Below are 18,220 nucleotides of genomic sequence, written 5' to 3'. Positions count from 1 at the left end.
GCGCGGGCCGGGCGGCCGGCCCGGCGGGCGCGCATCGGGCGGCGGGCGCCGCGGCTGTTGCTGGGCTTGCTGTGCCGCTTCGGCGCGGGCGATCTCGAGCAGGCCGTCGAGCTCTTCCTCGGCCACCTGCTTCAGCACGCAGAAGTTCGCGCGCGTCAGCGTGGTGCGTTCGTAGTCGAACAGCAGCCCGGCCCGGTTGCGGCGCTGCTGGTCTTCGAGCTCGCGGCGCGACTGCAGGCTGACGCCTCGCCGCGTCAGCTCGTCGACGGCGATCTGGCGGTGCTCGTCGCTGATCTCGCCGCCGGGCTTGCCGTCCAGGTCGAAGCGCTGGCGGCCGCGCGCCACCGACAGCAGGTACGAGGTGCTGCCGGTGTAGCGGCGGAAGAACGCCGTCAGCACCTGCTTGCTGAACACCCCCGGCGCGCGTGCCTCGATGTCGACGTGGGTGCGCAGCTTCAGCGGCTTCGGCGGGCCGTCGAACAGCGCCGGGAAGCGCTGGCGCAGCTCCTGCGCGCAGGCCGCGGGGCTCATGCCCGGCGCTTTGGCGGGCGCCTTCGAGGGCGCATCGGCGGCCACATCGGCGGCCACATCAGCGGCCACATCAGCGGCCACATCAGCGGCCACATCAGCGGCCACCTCGGCCGGCACCTCGGTCGTCGCTGCAAGGGCGGCCTCGACAGGCGTGTCGGCCGCAGGCGCGTCACCAGCGAGCGTGTCGTCGACAGGCAGTTCGGTGGCGGGCGTGGCCGGTGAAGGAGGCGTTGAACTCATGGGGAAGCGACAAGCGGGAAAGGAGGGGATTGTGCCGCCGAGCGGCAAAGTCGGTGTGTCAGGGTGCGACCGCTCAGCGCCGCGTGCGGTGGCGCACCTGCGCGAGCGGCCGCTTGCCCTTCAGCTGGCGCTCGATGCCGTCGTTCAGCTGGCTGCGCAGCGCGGTCACCTCGTCGACCTTGCCGTAGACGCCGGGGAAGCGCAGGTCCAGCCACAGCCACAGCGTGCACGAGCGCAGCGCCTGCTCCATGCGGTCGAGCCGGCTGTGGCCGTCCACGTCCTGCAGGAACCACGGCGAGCCGGCGCGGCCGGTCAGCGCATGGCTGCTGCTCCAGTCGAGGAACTCCTGCACCTGCGAGACGGTGCGCGTGTCCACCGGCGCCTGCGCGTAGATGAAACGCTCCTTCAGCGTGAGCTTCGCGGCGCTGCGGTCGAGCTGCTCGGCCAGCTCCAGCATCTGCTCCAGCTCGGCCACCGCGAAGTGTGCGTTGTCGAGCTTCAGCTGGTCCATGAAGACGCCCAGCACCTCGCGCAGCTGCGTCTTGCGCAGGCGCGAGGCGATGGTGTCGACGTGCCAGCCGTTCGGCGCCACCGGCGCCTTGAAGTCGCGTGGCGCCCGCGGCGTGCGCGGCAGGCGCTCCTTCAGCATGCGCAAGGCCTGCGGCTCGGCCTCTTTCAGCACGCCGACGAAGCCCTCTTCGTGCATGCCGAAGCGGCCGGCGCGGCCACCGATCTGGTGCACCTCGGATTCGTCGAGCGGCCGGTCGCCCTGGCCGTCGAACTTGCTCATCGTGCTGAACAGCACGCGGCGGATCGGCAGGTTCAGCCCCATGCCGATCGCGTCGGTGGCGACCAGCACATGCGATTCGCCCAGCGCGAAGCGCTCGGCCTCGCGCCGCCGCACCTCGGGCGGCAGCGCGCCGTAGATCACCGACACCGGGTGGCCGCCGGCGGCGATCTGGTCGCGCAGCGTCAGCACGTCGCGCCGGCTGAACGCCACCACCGCATCGCCCTTGGTCAGCGCGCCGATCGGCACCGGTGCCTCGATCAGCTGCACATGCTGCTTGCGCTCGAAGTGCCGCACGCTGCAGCGCTCGCCGCACAGGCCCAGCAGGTTCTCGATCGCCGGCACCGCATAGGCCGAGCAGATGATGATCACCTCGCTGGCCGGCACCGCGACGATCGCCTGCGTCCACGCCCAGCCGCGGTACGGGTCGAAGATCATCTGGGCTTCGTCGATCACCGCGACATCGACCACCTTGTTGGTGCTCACCATCTCGATGGTGCTCGACACCAGCCCGGCGCCTTCGGCCGGCACGTTCTCCTCACCGGTCAGCAGCGAGCAGGCCACGCCGCGGCCGACCAGCCGGTCGCGGCCCTCGAGCGCCAGCAGGCGCAGCGGCGCCAGGTAGGCGCCGTCGTGCGCCTGCGCCAGCTGCTCGAACGCGGCGTAGGTCTTGCCGCTGTTGGGCGGGCCGACGTAGAGCGTCACGTTGCGCTGCAGGCGGCGCGCCTTCACGAAGGTGTCGGGGTAGCCCTGGAACGCGAGTTCGCTGTTCAGGCCGGCCAGCGTGTCGAGCTCGGCCACCTGGTGTTCCCAGCGCTCCTGGGCACGCACGCAGGCGGCCCGCAGGTCGGCCACCGGCTGCGGTGTTGCGCATTCGGCCAGCAGGCGCGGCAGCAGCATGTCGAGGTGGCGCGGGTTGTGCGCGCGGCTGCGCTGCACCAGCGCCTCGAGCGCGGCCTGCACCTCGCCGGCATGCGGCCAGGGTTGGATGGGGCCGAGCGCGGCCAGCAAAGCGGCCTTGTCGCCATCGCGGAAGAACGCCCACACCGGCTCCGATGCGATCGGGATGCGGAACATCACCGGCACGCGCCAGTTCACCTCGGCCAGCTGCAGCGGCTGGCTGATCAGGCGCGTCCAGCGGCCGGATTCGCGCACGATGCCCAACGCATCGAGCGCGGCCGTGCGGTCCAGCATCACGGTGCGCACCTCGGGGCCGTTGCCGACGGCGTCGAGGTGCTGCAGCGCCGCGTCCATCACGTCGGGCGCGATCCAGCGGCTCGGCCGGGCGCCGGCCACCGCCTTCTGCAGCAGCACGAGGCCGAGCTTGTCGAGGCGCTCGTCCAGCCCCGAGGCGTGCTCGTCGAAATAGTCGGCGGGCTTGACCACCTGCGGCAGCGCGTAGGCGGCCTGGCGGATGCGAGCGAGCTGCTCGGGCGAGACGTGCGCAGGCACGCGCGCCGCATGGCGCGGGTTGGGAAGATTCACGGTGGGGGAGGCACTCACGGACAGGGGATACAGCACGGACTAGCGCACGTACGACGACAGGAAAGCCCCAGGACTCTAACCGGTGCATGCCCTTGCGCCGAACGGGGCCGATTCGGCTATTCAACAATCGGGCCATGAATCACAGACTCTCGGTCCCGAAGGACAAGCTCAAGTTCGTGTTGCTCGAGGGCATCCATGCCTCGGCCGTCGACGTGCTGAAGCGCGACGGCTACACGCAGGTCGCCACGCACGCGAAGGCGCTGGCCGGCGCTGCGCTGCACGATGCGATCGCCGATGCGCACTTCCTCGGCATCCGCTCGCGCACCCAGCTGACGGCCGAGGTGCTGAAGGCCGCGCCCAAGCTCGCCGCGGTCGGCTGCTTCTGCATCGGCACCAACCAGGTCGACCTGCGCGCCGCAATGGACCTGGGCGTGCCGGTCTTCAACGCGCCGTTCTCGAACACCCGCAGCGTGGCCGAGCTGGTGCTGGCCGAGGTCATCATGCTGATGCGCGGCATCCCGGCGAAGAACGCGATCCTGCACCGCAACGGCTGGACCAAGAGCGCCGAGAACTCGTTCGAAGTGCGCGGCAAGACGCTGGGCATCGTCGGCTACGGCCACATCGGCACGCAGATCGGCGTGCTGGCCGAGCAGCTCGGCATGGCCGTGGTGTTCCACGACATCGAGGCCAAGCTGCCGCTCGGCAATGCCCGTGCGATGGACAGCCTCGACGAGGTGCTGGGCACGTCGGACGTGGTCACGCTGCACCTGCCGGAGCTGCCGTCGACCAAGGGCCTGATCGGGCGCGCGCAGATCCGCGCGATGAAGCGCGGCGCGCACCTGATCAATGCCTCGCGCGGCACGGTGGTCGACATCGATGCGCTGGCCGAGGCGCTGCGCGACGGCCACCTGCTCGGCGCGGCGATCGACGTGTTCCCCGAGGAACCGCAGGGCAACGACGCGCGCTTCGAATCGCCGCTGGTCGGCATGGACAACGTGATCCTGACGCCGCACATCGGCGGCTCGACGCTGGAGGCGCAGGCCAACATCGGCAAGGAAGTGGCGGCCAAGCTGGTGCGCTACAGCAACAACGGCTCGACGACGTCGGCGGTCAATTTCCCCGAGGTGGCGCTGCCCGAGCACACCGGGCGCAGCCGATTGCTGCACATCCACCGCAACGTGCCGGGCGTGATCGCGCGCGTGAACGAGCGGCTGTCGAAGGCCGGCATCAATGTCGCGGCGCAGTACCTGAGCACGCGCGACGAGGTGGGCTACGTCGTGATCGACGTCGACACCGCGGCGCCGGAGGCGGCGCTGGCCGACCTGGCGTCGCTGCCGGACACGATCCGGTGCCGGTTGCTGTATTGAGCGGCGCCCGGGCTCACGCCGGGCTCGCGAGCTTCAGCCCGACGATGCCGGCCACGATCAGCGCGAGGCTGGCCAGCCTCGCCGCGGAGGCCGGCTCGCCGAACAGCACGATGCCGAGGATCGCGGTGCCGACCGCGCCGACGCCGACCCACACCGCGTAGGCCGTGCCGACCGGCAGCGACTTCATCGCGTAGCCGAGCAGGCACACGCTGATGACCATCGCCGCCACGGTGCCGATGCTCGGCCACAGGCGTGTGAAACCCTCGGTGTACTTCAGGCCGATCGCCCAGCCGATCTCGAACAGGCCGGCGGCCACCAGGATCACCCAGTTCATCGCGAATCCTCGTCAGTGGGGAAGCCCTGGGTTGTACCAGCCTGGGCGCCGCCTTGCAGGGCGATCCGCCGGAGGTGGTAAAACCTCGGCTCTTTCAACCCATTGGAGATTGGCATGAGCGCCGACAAGGACCGCGGAATCCGCCGTGAGAAGCAAAAGCGTGCGAAGGACGCGAAGAAACAGGCGCGCCTGGCGCGTGAGGCTGTCGTGCAAGCGGCAAGCACCGCAAAGCCGGCCGGCAAGAAGGCAGCCGCCTGATCGCGTTCTGAACGGCGTGGGGGCGACGACGGCCGCCGAGGCCTGTTCTCACCAGGCGGCTTCGTCCACGTCGCCCTTCACCACGCGGCGGATCACCTCGGCCGAGAAACCCCGGCCCGCGAGAAACCGCTGCTGCTTCGCGCGGCCGGCCGGATCGCTGGCCGCGGCCCCGAACTTGCGCACCCACACCTCGTGGGCACGTGCCAGCTCGGTTTCTTTCAGGCGCTGCGCCTGGTCGGCGTCCAGCGTGACGCCGTGCTGCGCCAGCTCCTGGCGGATGCGCAGGTTGCCGTAGCGCGATTCGCGCACATGCACCCGGCTCTCGACGAAGCGCTGCTCGCTGAAGTAGCCCTTGTCCTGCAGCCAGGCCAGCACGTCGTCGACCTGCTGGTCGGCATCGTCCGGCAGCGGCGCATCGTCAGCACGCAGGTGCTGCAGCAGCTTGCGCCGCAGCTCCTGCCGGCTGTGCTCGCGCTGCGACAGCAGCTGCACGCCGCGCCCGCGCAGCGAGAGCCGCTGCCGCATCGCCAAGCCGCTCGCCGGCAGACTTATTCGCCGCGGGCTTCCTTCGGCTCCTTGGGCGCCTTCTTGGCCGGCTTGGCCTCACCGGCCTCAGCCGCCTGCGCGGCACCGCCGGCGGTCGGCAGCAACGGGATGCCCATCGCCTCGCGCACCTTGTTCTCGATCTCGACCGACAGGTCGGGGTTCTCGCGCAGGAATTCGCGGGCGTTGTCCTTGCCCTGGCCGATCTTCTCGCCGTTGTAGGCGTACCAGGCACCGGACTTCTCGAGCACCTTGGCCTCGACGCCCATGTCGATCACCTCGCCTTCGCGGCTGATGCCCTGGCCGTAGAGGATGTCGAACTCGGCGGTCTTGAAGGGCGGCGACACCTTGTTCTTGACGACCTTGACCTTGGTCTCGTTGCCGATGACTTCTTCGCCCTTCTTGATGCTGCCGATGCGGCGGATGTCGAGCCGCACCGAGGCGTAGAACTTCAGCGCATTGCCGCCGGTGGTGGTTTCGGGGCTGCCGAACATCACGCCGATCTTCATGCGGATCTGGTTGATGAAGATGACCATCGTGTTGGTCTTCTTGATGGTGCCGGTGAGCTTGCGCAGCGCCTGGCTCATCAGGCGGGCCTGCAGGCCGGGCAGCGAATCGCCCATCTCGCCTTCGATTTCGGCCTTCGGCGTGAGTGCTGCGACCGAGTCGATCACCACCAGGTCGACCGAGCCGGAGCGCACCAGCGCGTCGACGATCTCGAGCGCCTGCTCGCCGGTGTCGGGCTGGCTGATCAGCAGCTCCTGCAGGTTGACGCCCAGCTTCTGGGCGTAGGCGGTATCGAGCGCGTGCTCGGCGTCGATGAAGGCGCAGGTGCCGCCGAGCTTCTGCATTTCAGAAATGACCTGCAGCGTCAGCGTGGTCTTGCCCGACGATTCGGGGCCGTAGATCTCGACCACCCGTCCGCGCGGCAGGCCACCGACGCCCAGCGCGGCATCGAGGCCCAGCGAACCGGTGGAGACGACCTCGATGTCTTCGATCACCTCGCCTTCGCCGAGCCGCATGATCGAGCCCTTGCCGAACTGCTTTTCGATCTGCGCCAGCGCAGCTTGCAGGGCCTTGGCCTTTTCGGTGTTGAGGGTGGCGGCTTTGACGGGGGCATCCATGGGGCGATCTCCTAGAGTTGCGCGGATTATGGCAAAGGCTGGATGTTTGTACAGTCTTTTCTCGTGCCGGATCTCGAATCCCTGCGGGGCCACTCCCTACAATCCCGCAGCGGCCGGGTGACGAGCCGCACAGGAGGCAGCCATGCGCGTGTTGATCGCCGAAGACGACCAGGTGTTGGCCGACGGGCTGCTGCGCTCGCTGCGCAACGGCGGCTATGCCGTCGACCATGTCGCGAGCGGCACCGAGGCCGACGCCGCCTTGTCGGCCCATGAGTTCGACCTGCTGATCCTCGACCTGGGCCTGCCGAAGCTGCACGGGCTGGAGGTGCTGCGCAAGCTGCGCGCCCGCGGCTCGGCGGTGCCGGTGCTGATCCTGACCGCGGCCGACAGCGTCGAGCAGCGCGTGCAGGGCCTCGACCTGGGGGCCGATGACTACATGGCCAAGCCGTTCTCGCTGCAGGAGCTCGAGGCCCGCGTGCGTGCGCTGACGCGGCGCGGCCTGGGCACCGCGTCGAGCGTGATCCGCCACGGCCCGCTGACCTTCGACGCGACCGGCCGCGTCGCCTACCTGAACGACCAGATGGTCGAGCTGTCGGCGCGCGAGCTGAGCCTGCTCGAGGTGCTGCTGCAGCGCGCCGGCCGGCTGGTCAGCAAGGACCAGCTGGTCGAGCGGTTGTGCGAATGGGGCGAGGAGGTCAGCAACAACGCGATCGAGGTCTACATCCACCGGCTGCGCAAGAAGATCGAGCAGGGCCCGGTGCGCATCGCCACCGTGCGCGGCCTCGGCTACTGCCTGGAGAAGATCGCGGCTTGAAAGAGCAACGGTCCCTGTTCGGCGAGATCCTCGACTGGATGCTCGCGCCGCTGCTGCTGCTGTGGCCGATGAGCGTCGTGCTGACCTGGCTGGTCGCGCAGGGCATCGCCAACAAGCCGTTCGACCGCCAGCTCGGCGAGATGGCCCGCGTGCTGTCGCAGCAGGTCACGGTGCAGGATGCCGGCGGCGGCACGCTGCCGTCGGCCAGCTTCGCGCTGCCGGCGAGCGCTGCCGAGCTGCTGCACACCGACGAGACCGACACCCTGTACTACCAGGTGCTCGGCCTCGACGGCCAGTACCTGAGCGGCGAGCGGGCGCTGCCGATGCCCAACGACGAGGAGCGCGCCGCGCCCGGCGTGGTGCGCTTCCGCGACGACGAGATCAACCGCGAGCCGGTGCGCATCGCCTATGTGCGCATCGGCCTGCCGGGCGGTGTGGCGGGCGGCATCGAGCCGCCGATCGTGCAGGTGGCCGAGACGCTGGGCAAGCGCTCGCGCCTGGCCACCGAGATCATCAAGGGCGTGATGCTGCCGCAGTTCGTGATCCTGCCGCTCGCGGTGCTGCTGGTGTGGCTGGCGCTGGCGCGCGGCATCGCACCGCTGAACGAGCTGCAGCAGCGCATCCGCCGCCGCGAGAGCCACGACCTGAGCCCGATCGACGAGCGCGACGCGCCCGAGGAGGTGTCGCCGCTGGTGCGCGCCATCAACGACCTGCTGACCCGGCTCGACCGCAGCATCGGCACGCAGAAGCACTTTCTCGCCGACGCGGCGCACCAGCTGAAGACGCCGCTGGCCGGGCTGCGCACGCAGGCCGAGCTGGCGCAGCGCGAGATCGACGCCGGCGAGCGCGATCCGCAGGCGCTGAAGAAGTCGCTGCAGCAGATCGCCCGTGCCAGCCAGCGTGCGGCGCGCATGGTCAACCAGCTGCTCGCGATGGCGCGCGCCGAGGACGCCTCGCAGGCGCTGCAGCGGCAGCCAGTCAACCTGGCGCGGCTGGCCGCCGAGGCGGTGCGCGATTTCGTGCCGCGCGCGCTGGAGAAGCGCATCGACCTGGGCTACGAGGGACCGGACAGCGGTGCGGCCAAGGGCCAGGCCGGCCTGTCGATCGCCGGCCAGCCGGTGCTGCTGCGCGAGCTGATCCGCAACCTGGTCGACAACGCGCTGCAGTACACGCCCGAAGGCGGCACGGTCACGGTGCGGGCGGTCGACGACCCGTTCGGCCAGGTGGTGGTGGTGCAGGTGGAGGATTCCGGCCCCGGCATCCCGGCGGCCGAGCGCGACAAGGTGTTCCAGCCGTTCTACCGCTCGCTGGGCACCAATGTCGACGGCTCCGGCCTGGGCCTCGCGATCGTGCGCGAGATCGCGCAGCAGCACGATGCCGAGATCACGCTGGAAGACGCCAACCTGCGGCACCGCCCGGGCTTGAGCGACCAGGGCGGCGTGGCGTTCGGGCCGGGCGCGCGCTTCACGGTGCGCTTCCCGGTGGGCGCCGGCACCGGCACGGTGACCGACGGAAACACCGGCGAATCCCATCCGACTTAGACTGCCCCGGGTTAACCCGAGGTATATCCCGATGGCAGTACACGAAACACACGCTCCCGCTTCGCTCGGCCTTGACCTGGCGCTGCAGGGTGGCGGCTCACACGGCGCGTTCACCTGGGGCGTGCTCGACCGGCTGCTCGAGGACGACGGGCTGCACTTCAGCGGCGTCTCGGGCACCAGCGCCGGCGCGTTGAACGCCGCGGTGATGGCGAGCGGCTTCCGCAAGGGCGGCCGCGAGGGTGCCCGCGAGGCGCTCGCCGAGTTCTGGCGCGACGTGAGCCGCTCCGGCTCGATCTTCTCGCCGTTCTCGGCCGGCCAGGCGCATGCGCTGAACGACAACTTCAAGCTCGACAAGCTGCCCGGCTACCAGTGGATGAGCTCGTTCTTCCGCTCGTTCAGCCCGTACGAATTCAACCCGCTCAACCTGAACCCGCTGCGCGACGTGCTGCGCCGCCATGTCGACGAGGATGCGGTGCACGCGAGCGGGCTGCGGCTGTTCATCACCGCCACCAGCGTGACGACCGGCCAGGCGCGGGTGTTCACCGGCCGCGACATCACGGTCGACGTGCTGCTCGCATCGGCCTGCCTGCCGTTCCTGTTCCAGGCGGTGCAGATCGACGGCGAGCCCTACTGGGACGGCGGCTACACCGGCAACCCGGCGATCTACCCGCTGATCTACCAGACGGCGGCGCTCGACATCCTGCTGGTGCGCATCAACCCGCTGGTGCGCGAGGGCACGCCGACGCGCAGCGAGGAGATCATGGACCGGCTCAGCGAGATCACGTTCAACGCGAGCCTGATGTCGGAGATGCGCGCGATCTCGTTCGTCTCGCGGCTGGTGCGCGAGGGCAAGCTGGACCCGGGGCGCTACAAGGACCTGCGGCTGCACATGGTGGCCGACGACGACGGGCTCGGCCCCTATGGCGCGAACAGCAAGTTCAACACCGACCGGGCCTTCCTCGAAGAGCTGTTCGCGCTCGGGCGCGCGGCGGCGACGGGCTGGCTGAAGCAGCACCGGGCCGACATCGGCGTCAAGTCGACGCTCGATGTCGACCGCGAGTTCCTGCACGGACCGAAGAAGCACAAGCGCGCCTGAGTCAAAGAGCAGAGCAAGATCGGACAGCCGCCGCAACCGATTGCGGCGATCATTGCGGTTTCGCGCCGATCGCTTCATGTCCGCCTCCACGCACGCTGCTCCCCTGCCCCGCCCGAGCCTGGTCGCGCTCACCTGGCCGCTGCTGGCCGAGCTGGTGCTCGGGCTGCTGGTCGGCCTGACGGGGCTGTGGCTCGCATCGCGGCAATCGGACAGCGCCTCCGGCGCGTTCGCGCTCGCGAACAACGTGCAGGCCTCGTTCTTCCTGCTGTTCCGCATCATCAGCATGGGCGTCAGCGTGGTGATCACGCAGAACCTGGGCGCGGGCAACCGGCTCGGTGCCGACCAGACCGCGCGCGCCTCGCTCGGCGCGAGCACCTGGCTGGGCCTGGGTGCCGGGCTGGTGGTGGCGACCTGCGCGAACCCGCTGCTCGCCCTGCTGAACGCGCCGGCCGACGTGCTGCCGATCGCCGGCCCCTACCTGCGCGTGCTGGCCGTCGCACTGGTGCTGGATGCGTTCAATGCCAGCATGTCGTCGGTGATGCGGGCGCACCTGCATGCACGCGACACGCTGATGAACATGCTGGCGATGCACAGCCTGCACCTGCTGATCTGCACGCCGCTGATGACCGGCTTCGGGCCGGTGCCGGGGCTCGGGCTGCCGGGCTTCGCGCTCGCGATGGCGCTGAGCCGTGCGTTCGGCATCGCCTTCCACCTGTGGCTGTGGCAGCGCCGGCTCGACCTGGTGCCGACCGCGCGCGACTGGTGGGTGATGCGCTGGCGCCGCCTCGGCCCGGTGCTGCACATCGGCCTGCCGGGCGCGGCCGAGAACGTGGCCTACCGGCTCGCGCTGCTGGTGACGATCGCGCTGGTGGCGCGCATGGGCGCGGCCGAGCTCGCGACGCACAGCTACACGATGCAGATCATGTACTTCATCCTGGTGTTCGGCCTCGCGATCGGCTTCGCCAGCGAGATCCTGGTCGGCCACCTGATCGGTGCCGGCCAGCTGCATGCGGCGCACCGGCTGGTGCGCAAGAGCCTGCGCTGGGGGCTGGTGGTGTCGACCAGCCTCGCGCTGGTCGGCGCGCTGACGGCCCGCTGGACGATGCAGCTCTTCACCCACGATCCGCACATCATCCAGGCGGCGACGACGCTGCTGTGGATCACGGTGCTGCTGGAGCCGGGGCGCACCTTCAACCTGGTCGTGATCAACGCGCTGCGCGCGACCGGCGACGCCAAGTTCCCGGTGATGGCCGGCGCCGCGTCGATGGTGTTCGTGATGGCCGGCGGCGCCTGGCTGCTGGGCGTGTACTTCGGGCTCGGGCTGGTCGGCGTGTGGATCGCGTACGCGGCCGACGAGTGGCTGCGCGGGCTGACGATGGCGGCGCGCTGGTACCGGCACGGCTGGGTGCCGTCGGCGCGCGCGACGCATCGGCGCGTGGTGCGACAAAGACACGGATTGGCCACCGCGTAGCCCGGATGCCAATCCGGGTCACCTCTGCACAGGCATGCACAGCTCGCAGATGACGACAGGCCCCTGGGCGGGCAGAGGCTGCCCCACCGGATAGATCTCGAAGAACGGCGTGTCGCCGACCAACAACCCCGAGGTCGGCAGCCAGTCGTTGAGCAACTGCCGCCAGGCGTGCTGCATCAGCGGGCCGGGGCCGTCGTAGCTCAGGCACGCGTGCAGCCCGCCGGCCACCCGCTTGCGCGACACCGGCCCGCTGATCGGCTCGTGCCAGTTCGGCGGCAGCACCACGCAGGCATCGAAGCGGCAACGCGACACCGGCGCGATGTCCGGATCGTCCAGCCCCATGCCCAGGCGCAGCTGCCCGGCCAACCCCAGCGCCGCGATGTACGGCGTGAACGCGACCCAGGCCGGCGACACCACCGTGTCGTAGCGGCCTTGCGCGCGCCAGTACAGTACCTCGCGCTCGGGCAGCTGCTTGAGCACGATCGTGTAGCGTGGGCCCGCCGGCGCGGGCCGCGTGCGCACCATGCGCTGGCGCCGCTCCCACAGCAGCTGCCCGCCGCGCCGCCAGGCGGTCGGCGTCATGCCGAAGTGCAGCTTGAAGGCGCGCGAGAACGCCTCGCCCGATTCGAAGCCGACCGCGAACGCGATCGTCGTGATGCTGTCGCGCGGCGCATGCCGCAGGCGCCCGCCGGCAGTCTCGAGCCGGCGCCGGCGCACGAAGTCGAGCAGCGTCTCGCCGGTCCAGGCGCGGAACACGCGGTGGAAGTGGAAGGGCGAGAACGCGGCCACGTCGGCCAGCGTCTCGAGCCGCAGGTCGTCGGCCAGGTGCGCATCGATGTGGTCGAGCACGCGGTTCATGCGCCGCAGGTGCGCCTCGGGTGCGTCGGGCGCTTTGGAAGAAGGTCGGCGTCGGGTGGTCAACGTGCTTGCCGCAGCAGTTCGAACACGCTGGCGTCGTCCAGCCCGGCGAAGCCGCGCTCGCAGGCCCGCGCGAACAGCGCGGCCGCCGCCTCGCCGAGCGTGGTGGCCGCGCCCGCCTGGCGCGCCACGCCGAGCGCCAGGTGCGTGTCCTTGTTCAGCAATCGGGTGTGCGCCCGCGGCAGGTAGTCGCCGCGCAGCGCGCGGTGCAGCCGGTCGCTGCCGATCCAGCTCTGGCCGCTCGACTGCTCGACCACGTCGAGCGTGCGCCCCACGTCCAGCCCCATGCGTTCGGCCAGCGCCATCGCCTCGGCCGCGCCGGCCAGGTTGATGCCGGCCAGCAGGTTGTTGACGAGCTTGGTGCGCGCACCGTCGCCCGGCCGCTCGCTGATGCGGAACACGCGCGACGACAGTGCGCCGAGCAGCCCGCCGAGCCGTTCGATCGCATCGCCGGGGCCGGCCAGCATCAGGCTCATGCTGCCGGCGCGGGCGCGATCGGGGCCGCCGGACATCGGCGCGTCGATGCAGGCGATGCCCTGCCGGTGCAGCCCGGCGGCGAAGCGCTCGACATCGGCCGGCGCGATGGTCGGGCACAGCAGCACGGTGCTGCCGCGGGCCAGGCCGCGCGCCGCGCCGTGGGCGCCGAACAGCACCGCCTCGGTCTGCACCGCATCGACGACGGCGATGATCAAGACCTCGCACGAGGCCGCCACGCCGGACGGCGTCGCGCAGGCCATCGCGCCGAAGCCCACCGCCAGCGCCTCGCAGCGGTCGTCGATGTCGTGCACCGCCACCGGCCAGCCGAGCGACAGCAGGCGGGCTGCGATCGCGCCGCCCATGTTGCCGACGCCGACGATGCCGACGCGGGATCTGGCTGAAGAAGCTCCGACTGCGTCTGCGGGGTGTTGCAGGCTCATGGAAGTCGTCCGTGGGTGTCGGCGAGGCGCACAGCTTAGCGCCTGCGGACGCCTTCAACGCCGTCTCAGCGTTGCATCATCCGCCGGCTCTTCGAGATCGACATCAGGATCCCGAGCCCGAGCCCGAGCGTCAGCATCGCGGTGCCGCCGTAGCTGATGAACGGCAGCGGCACGCCCACCACCGGCAGGATGCCGCTGACCATGCCCATGTTGACGAACGCGTAGGTGAACCAGCTCAGCGTCACCGCGCCGGCCAGCAGCCGGGTGAACACCGTCGGCGCATCGGCCGCGATGACCAGCCCGCGGAAGATCAGGAACGTGAAGCCGAGGATCAGCGACACGCAGCCGACCAGCCCGAACTCCTCGGAGAAGGCGGCGAAGATGAAATCGGTGGTCCGCTCCGGGATGAACTCGAGGTGCGTCTGCGTGCCCTTCATGAAGCCCTTGCCCTCGATGCCGCCGGAGCCGATCGCGATCATCCCCTGGATGATGTGGAAGCCCTTGCCGAGCGGGTCGGTGGTCGGGTCGAGCAGCGTGCAGACGCGGTTCTTCTGGTAGTCGCGCATCATCGGCCACACCACGTCGGGCTGGCAGATGCGGTCCTCGGACACCACCACCGCGGTGATCGCCGCGCCGCCGATCACCAGCACCGGCACGATCAGCTTCCACGAGAGCCCGGCGAAGAAGATCACGTACAGCCCGGCCGACAGCACCAGGATCGCGGTGCCCAGGTCGGGCTGCTTGACGATCATGCCGACCGGCACCGCGAGCAGCCCGAGCGCCACGATGAAGTCGAGCACGCGCAGCTGGCCCTCGCGGCGCTGGAACCACCAGGCGAGCATCAGCGGCATCGCGATCTTCATGATCTCGCTCGGCTGGATCACGATGCCGACGTTCAGCCAGCGCGTCGCGCCCTTCTTCGTGACGCCGATCACCGCGGTGGCGATCAACAGCATCACGCCCACCGTGTACAACGGCACCGCCAGCTGCATCAGCCGCTGCGGCGGCACCTGCGCGACGACGAACAGGATGATCAGCGCGAGGATCATGTTGCGGCCGTGGTCGACGAAGCGCGAGCCGTTGTCGAAGCCGGCCGAGTACATCGTCACCAGGCCGGCCGCGCCGAGCAGCAGCACGCCGGTCACGAGCGGCGCGTCGAAGCCGGTGAAGACCGGCTTCAGCCGCTGCCAGACCGAGGGCTTCTCGAAGACGATGCTCATGGTGCGCGGCGGGCCGGCCTGGCGGCAGCCGAGGCCGAGGGGGAGGGCGCCGCCGCGGTCGATGCCGCCGGCGCCGCGATCAGCAGCGAAGGCGCCGAGGCGGCCACCGGCACCACCAGGGGCGGCGGCAGGTCGGTGGGCGCTGYCGCGACGTTGTTGATCGACACGCCCAGCAGCGGCACGCTCGCGGCCGGCCGCGGCTTGCCGATCGGCGCGTAGCTCTGGCCGCCGCGCGTCGCGAGGATGTCTTCTTCGCTCGGGTACTGGCCTTCGAGCACGAAGTCGAACACCCGGCGCGCGATCGGCGCCGCGGCACCGGCGCCGAAGCCGGCATTCTCGACCACCAGCGCCAGCGCGATGTGCGGCTCCTCGAGCGGCGCGAACGCGGTGAACAGCGCATGGTCGCGGTGCCGCTCGTCGATCTTGCTGGCGTCGTACTTCTCGTTCTGCTTGATCTGGATCACCTGGGCCGTGCCGGTCTTGCCGCCGGAGCGGTAAAGCGAGCCCTGGAACGCGCGCGCCGCCGTGCCCTCCTGCGTGACGCCGTACAGCGCCTGGTGGATCACCGCGACGTGGTCGGGGCTCCAGGCAAGCGGCTCCAGCCGGTCGCCCGACAGCGTCTGCTGGCTGCGCGTCTCGACGTTCTCGATCGCGCGCACCAGGTGCGGCTTGAAGCGCTTGCCGCCAGCCGCGAGCGTCGCCTCGGCCTGCGCGAGCTGCAGCATCGTGAAGGTGTTGTAGCCCTGGCCGATGCCCAGCGAGATGGTCTCGCCGGGGTACCACTTCTGCATCTCCTTGCGCTTGTAGTTGTTGCGCTTCCACTCGGTGGACGGCAGCGTGCCGCGCAGCTCGCCCTGCATGTCGATGCCGGTCATCTGGCCGAGCCCGAGCGGCGCCATGAAATCGTGGATGGCATCGACGCCCAGGTCGTTGGCGAGGATGTAGTAGTAGGTGTCGCACGACTGCACGATCGAGCGGTACATGTCGACGACGCCGTGGCCGCCTTCCTTGTCGTCGCGGAACTTGTGGTTGCCGAACCAGAAGAAGCCGGGGTCGCTGATCGACTGTTGCGGCGTGCGCTTGCCCAGCGTCAGCGCGGCCAGTGCCATCAGCGGCTTGTAGGTGGAGCCGGGCGGGTAGGCGCCGCGCAGCGCGCGGTTCAAGAGCGGCTTGTCTTCCGACTCGTTCAACGCCTTCCAGTTCTCGGCGTCGATGCCGTCGACGAACAGGTTGGGGTCGAAGTTGGGCTTGCTGACGAAGGCCAGCACCTCGCCGTTGCGCGGGTCGATCGCCACCAGCGCGCCGCGCCGGTCGCCGAACAGCTGCTCGACCAGCGCCTGCAGCCGGATGTCGATCGACAGCACCAGCGTGTTGCCGGGCGTCGCCGGGTTGCTCTTGAGCTGGCGCACCGCGCGCCCGCCGGCGCTGGTCTCGACCTCCTCGAAGCCGGTCGCGCCGTGCAGCTGCGCCTCGTAGGCCTGCTCGATGCCGAGCTTGCCGATGTACTCGGTGCCGCGGTAGTTCGATTCGTCTTCCGACTCCTCGATCTTTTCCTTCTCGGCCTGGTTGATGCGGCCGATGTAGCCGATCAGGTGGCTGCCGACCTCGCCGAGCGGGTAGTTGCGGAACAGCCGGGCCTTGATGTCGACGCCGGGGAAGCGGAAGCGCTGCGCGGTGAAGCGGGCCACTTCCTCATCGGTCAGCTTGGTGCGGATCGGCAGCGATTCGAAGCTGCTCTTGGTTTCCTCCATCAGCCGCTTGAAGCGCTTGCGGTCGCGCGCCTGGACCTCGACCACCTGCGACAGCTGGTCGATGACGGCGTCGAGGTCCTCGACCTTGGTCGGGGTGATCTCCAGCGTGTAGGCCGAGTAGTTGTTGGCCAGCACGACGCCGTTGCGGTCGACGATCAGCCCGCGGTTCGGCACGATCGGCACGACGGCGATGCGGTTGTTCTCGGCCTGGGTCGCGAGCTCGTCGTGGCGCATCACCTGCAGCACGACGAGGCGGAACACCAGCAACCCGAACGCGAACAGCACGAACAGCGCGGCCGCGAGCAGCCGGGTGCGAAACCGCCCCAGTTCCTGCTCGACGTTCTTGAGTTCTGTCATATCACCACGACCGCAGCGGCGTCAGAGGGGCCGGTTCTGATCGGGATCCGGCGGCCGGCGCTGCGGCGCGAGCAGCACCCACGACGCCACCGGCCACAGCAGGCTTTCGAACACCGGCGCGAGCAACAGTTCCCAGCCCGGCAGCATGCCGCCCACCAGCATCCGCACCACCAGCGACACCGCGTGCGCCGCGACGAACAGCGGCAGGATCTGCAGCGCCTGCTGCGGCAGCCCGAACCACAGCAGCCGCCGGTGGATCGTGATCGCGAAGAAGCTGAGCAGCGTGTAGGCGAGTGCGTGCTGGCCCAGCACCGCGCTGTCGTGCACGTCCATCAGCAGCCCGAACATGAACGCGATGCCGACGCCGATGCGCCGCGGCTGGTGCACGTTCCAGAACGCGAGCGCCAGCGCGAGCAGGTCGGGGATCGCCGGCAGGCGGCCGAACGGCACCAGGTTGAACAGGAAGGCGAGCAGCAGCGACCCCCAGATGAACCACGGGTTCGCCGGCAGCAGCAGCTGGTCGGAGCCGCGCGGCATCATCGGCGGGTCCCCCTGCGGCTGGCCGCGCCGGGCTTGGCGTTCGGATCGACGGCCGGCTCGGGCTTGGGCTGCATCTGCACGCCCAGCGGCTCCAGCACCAGCACATGGCGCACCGCGTCGGGCTGCGCGATCGGCGCGAGCGCGATGCGGGCGAAGCCGGTGTCGACGCGGCGGTCGACGCTGACCACCTTCGCGACCGGGATGCCTGACGGATAGACGCCGTCGACGCCCGAGGTCGCGAGCACGTCGCCGACCTGCACGTCGGCATTGCCGGCCATGAAGCGCAGCTCCAGGCCGGCGCCGGCCGAGTTGCCGAAGGCGGCGCTGCGCACCTGGGTGCGCATGTTGAGCACCGGGATCGCGGCGTCCTTGTCGGTCAGCAGCGTGACCTCGGCGCTGTACGGGAAGGCCCGCGTCACCTGGCCGAGCACGCCGGCCTCGTTGATGACGGGCGACGCGACCGCGATGCCCTGCTGCGTGCCGCGGTCGATGATGACCTTGCGCGAGTACGGATCGGGCGCGTCGTACAGCACCTCGGCCGTCTGCGAACGCACCGACAGCCCGGGCCGCAGATCGAGCAGCGCGCGCAGCCGCAGGTTCTCCTGCTCGAGCTGCTCGACGCGGGCCGAGCGCGCCGCCTGCTGGGCCAGCTCGCGCCGCGCGAGGGCCTCGGCCGACAGTGCATCCTGCAGGCCCATCGCGTAGTCGCCGGCGGCGCTCACTGCGTCGACCGGCGCCCGCAGCGCCCGCTCGACCGGGTTCAGCGCGGTCGCGAGCACCGCGCGCACCGGCTGCGTCACCTTGAAGCGGGTGTCGGCCACCATCAGGAACAGCGCGAGCGCCGAGAAGAACATCAGCCGCGTCAGCGCCGAGGGGCCCTGTCGGAAGAAGGGCGGTGGGGTTCGGTCGAGGGTGCCGAGCGGCAT

At 70.2% G+C, this 18,220-nt stretch carries 17 protein-coding genes; 6 read left to right on the top strand and 11 right to left on the bottom strand.

From position 1 onward, the window contains the following. Both AC1DXV_RS06975 and AC1DXV_RS06970 read right to left on the bottom strand, forming a co-directional pair. A partial coding sequence (locus AC1DXV_RS06975) for a ProQ/FINO family protein (protein ID WP_477932985.1) occupies positions 1–771 on the bottom strand: 771 nt, incomplete at its 3' end. A gap of 73 nt (positions 772–844) precedes the next feature. Beyond that, positions 845–3,043, bottom strand: a complete 2,199-nt coding sequence (locus AC1DXV_RS06970; RefSeq protein WP_477865115.1) for a helicase-related protein — start codon at positions 3,041–3,043, stop codon at positions 845–847. Positions 3,044–3,177: 134 nt separating this feature from the next. Here AC1DXV_RS06970 and serA point away from each other — a divergent pair, with 134 nt between their 5' ends. Beyond that, a complete protein-coding gene (gene serA / locus AC1DXV_RS06965) occupies positions 3,178–4,410 on the top strand; it encodes a phosphoglycerate dehydrogenase (RefSeq protein ID WP_477865114.1) in 1,233 nt (410 codons plus the stop codon). A 13-nt stretch (positions 4,411–4,423) separates the two neighbouring features. Here serA and sugE read toward each other — a convergent pair whose 3' ends face one another. Next, complete coding sequence (gene sugE / locus AC1DXV_RS06960) at positions 4,424–4,744, bottom strand: quaternary ammonium compound efflux SMR transporter SugE (RefSeq protein WP_477865113.1); 321 nt, start codon at positions 4,742–4,744, stop codon at positions 4,424–4,426. A 114-nt stretch (positions 4,745–4,858) separates the two neighbouring features. Here sugE and AC1DXV_RS06955 point away from each other — a divergent pair, with 114 nt between their 5' ends. Next, positions 4,859–5,002 carry a hypothetical protein gene (locus AC1DXV_RS06955; RefSeq protein WP_477865112.1) on the top strand — a complete coding sequence of 48 codons (144 nt, stop codon included), beginning with the start codon at positions 4,859–4,861 and terminating at the stop codon, positions 5,000–5,002. Between the two features lie 48 nt (positions 5,003–5,050). On the opposite strand, the gene recX is transcribed toward AC1DXV_RS06955, so the two are convergent. Both recX and recA read right to left on the bottom strand, forming a co-directional pair. Beyond that, the gene (gene recX, locus AC1DXV_RS06950; RefSeq protein ID WP_477865111.1) at positions 5,051–5,527 is read right to left on the bottom strand and encodes a recombination regulator RecX; all 477 of its coding nucleotides are present in this window, start codon (positions 5,525–5,527) and stop codon (positions 5,051–5,053) included. A gap of 23 nt (positions 5,528–5,550) precedes the next feature. After that, the gene (recA, locus tag AC1DXV_RS06945) at positions 5,551–6,669 is read right to left on the bottom strand and encodes a recombinase RecA (RefSeq protein ID WP_477865110.1); all 1,119 of its coding nucleotides are present in this window, start codon (positions 6,667–6,669) and stop codon (positions 5,551–5,553) included. A 142-nt stretch (positions 6,670–6,811) separates the two neighbouring features. Between recA and AC1DXV_RS06940 the strand changes: the two genes are divergently transcribed. The 4 genes from AC1DXV_RS06940 (at position 6,812) to AC1DXV_RS06925 (ending at position 11,591) form a co-directional block, all read left to right on the top strand. After that, positions 6,812–7,483: a response regulator gene (locus AC1DXV_RS06940; RefSeq protein WP_047508488.1), complete on the top strand. Its 672-nt coding sequence runs from the start codon at positions 6,812–6,814 to the stop codon at positions 7,481–7,483. Positions 7,484–7,521: 38 nt separating this feature from the next. Continuing rightward, positions 7,522–9,024, top strand: coding sequence for a sensor histidine kinase (locus AC1DXV_RS06935; RefSeq protein ID WP_477932987.1), 1,503 nt, complete (start codon positions 7,522–7,524; stop codon positions 9,022–9,024). A gap of 31 nt (positions 9,025–9,055) precedes the next feature. Further along, positions 9,056–10,120 (top strand): patatin-like phospholipase family protein, encoded by a 1,065-nt coding sequence (locus tag AC1DXV_RS06930; protein ID WP_477932983.1) that lies wholly within the window; start codon positions 9,056–9,058, stop codon positions 10,118–10,120. A gap of 76 nt (positions 10,121–10,196) precedes the next feature. Further along, positions 10,197–11,591: an MATE family efflux transporter gene (locus tag AC1DXV_RS06925; protein WP_477932981.1), complete on the top strand. Its 1,395-nt coding sequence runs from the start codon at positions 10,197–10,199 to the stop codon at positions 11,589–11,591. Between the two features lie 18 nt (positions 11,592–11,609). Here the strand turns inward: AC1DXV_RS06925 and AC1DXV_RS06920 are convergent, their stop codons facing one another. The 6 genes from AC1DXV_RS06920 to mreC form a co-directional block, all read right to left on the bottom strand. After that, positions 11,610–12,512, bottom strand: a complete 903-nt coding sequence (locus AC1DXV_RS06920; protein WP_477865107.1) for an AraC family transcriptional regulator — start codon at positions 12,510–12,512, stop codon at positions 11,610–11,612. Further along, on the bottom strand, positions 12,509–13,426 hold the full coding sequence (locus AC1DXV_RS06915; RefSeq protein WP_477865106.1) for an NAD(P)-dependent oxidoreductase: 918 nt from the start codon (positions 13,424–13,426) through the stop codon (positions 12,509–12,511). Before AC1DXV_RS06915 ends, AC1DXV_RS06920 begins: the two co-directional genes overlap by 4 nt. A gap of 65 nt (positions 13,427–13,491) precedes the next feature. Then, a complete protein-coding gene (gene rodA, locus AC1DXV_RS06910; protein WP_477865117.1) occupies positions 13,492–14,646 on the bottom strand; it encodes a rod shape-determining protein RodA in 1,155 nt (384 codons plus the stop codon). Continuing rightward, positions 14,643–16,754 carry a penicillin-binding protein 2 gene (mrdA, locus tag AC1DXV_RS06905; protein WP_477932979.1) on the bottom strand — a complete coding sequence of 704 codons (2,112 nt, stop codon included), beginning with the start codon at positions 16,752–16,754 and terminating at the stop codon, positions 14,643–14,645. The genes rodA and mrdA overlap by 4 nt, the downstream gene beginning before the upstream one ends. 21 nt (positions 16,755–16,775) lie before the next feature. Continuing rightward, complete coding sequence (gene mreD, locus AC1DXV_RS06900) at positions 16,776–17,294, bottom strand: rod shape-determining protein MreD (RefSeq protein WP_047508468.1); 519 nt, start codon at positions 17,292–17,294, stop codon at positions 16,776–16,778. Continuing rightward, a complete protein-coding gene (gene mreC, locus AC1DXV_RS06895; RefSeq protein WP_477932977.1) occupies positions 17,291–18,220 on the bottom strand; it encodes a rod shape-determining protein MreC in 930 nt (309 codons plus the stop codon). The genes mreD and mreC overlap by 4 nt, the downstream gene beginning before the upstream one ends.

Source organism: Rhizobacter sp. P3_C12, from assembly GCF_056402735.1.
The sequence above is the reverse complement of the archived record's forward strand: the minus strand, read 5'-3'. Positions and strand labels throughout refer to the sequence as shown.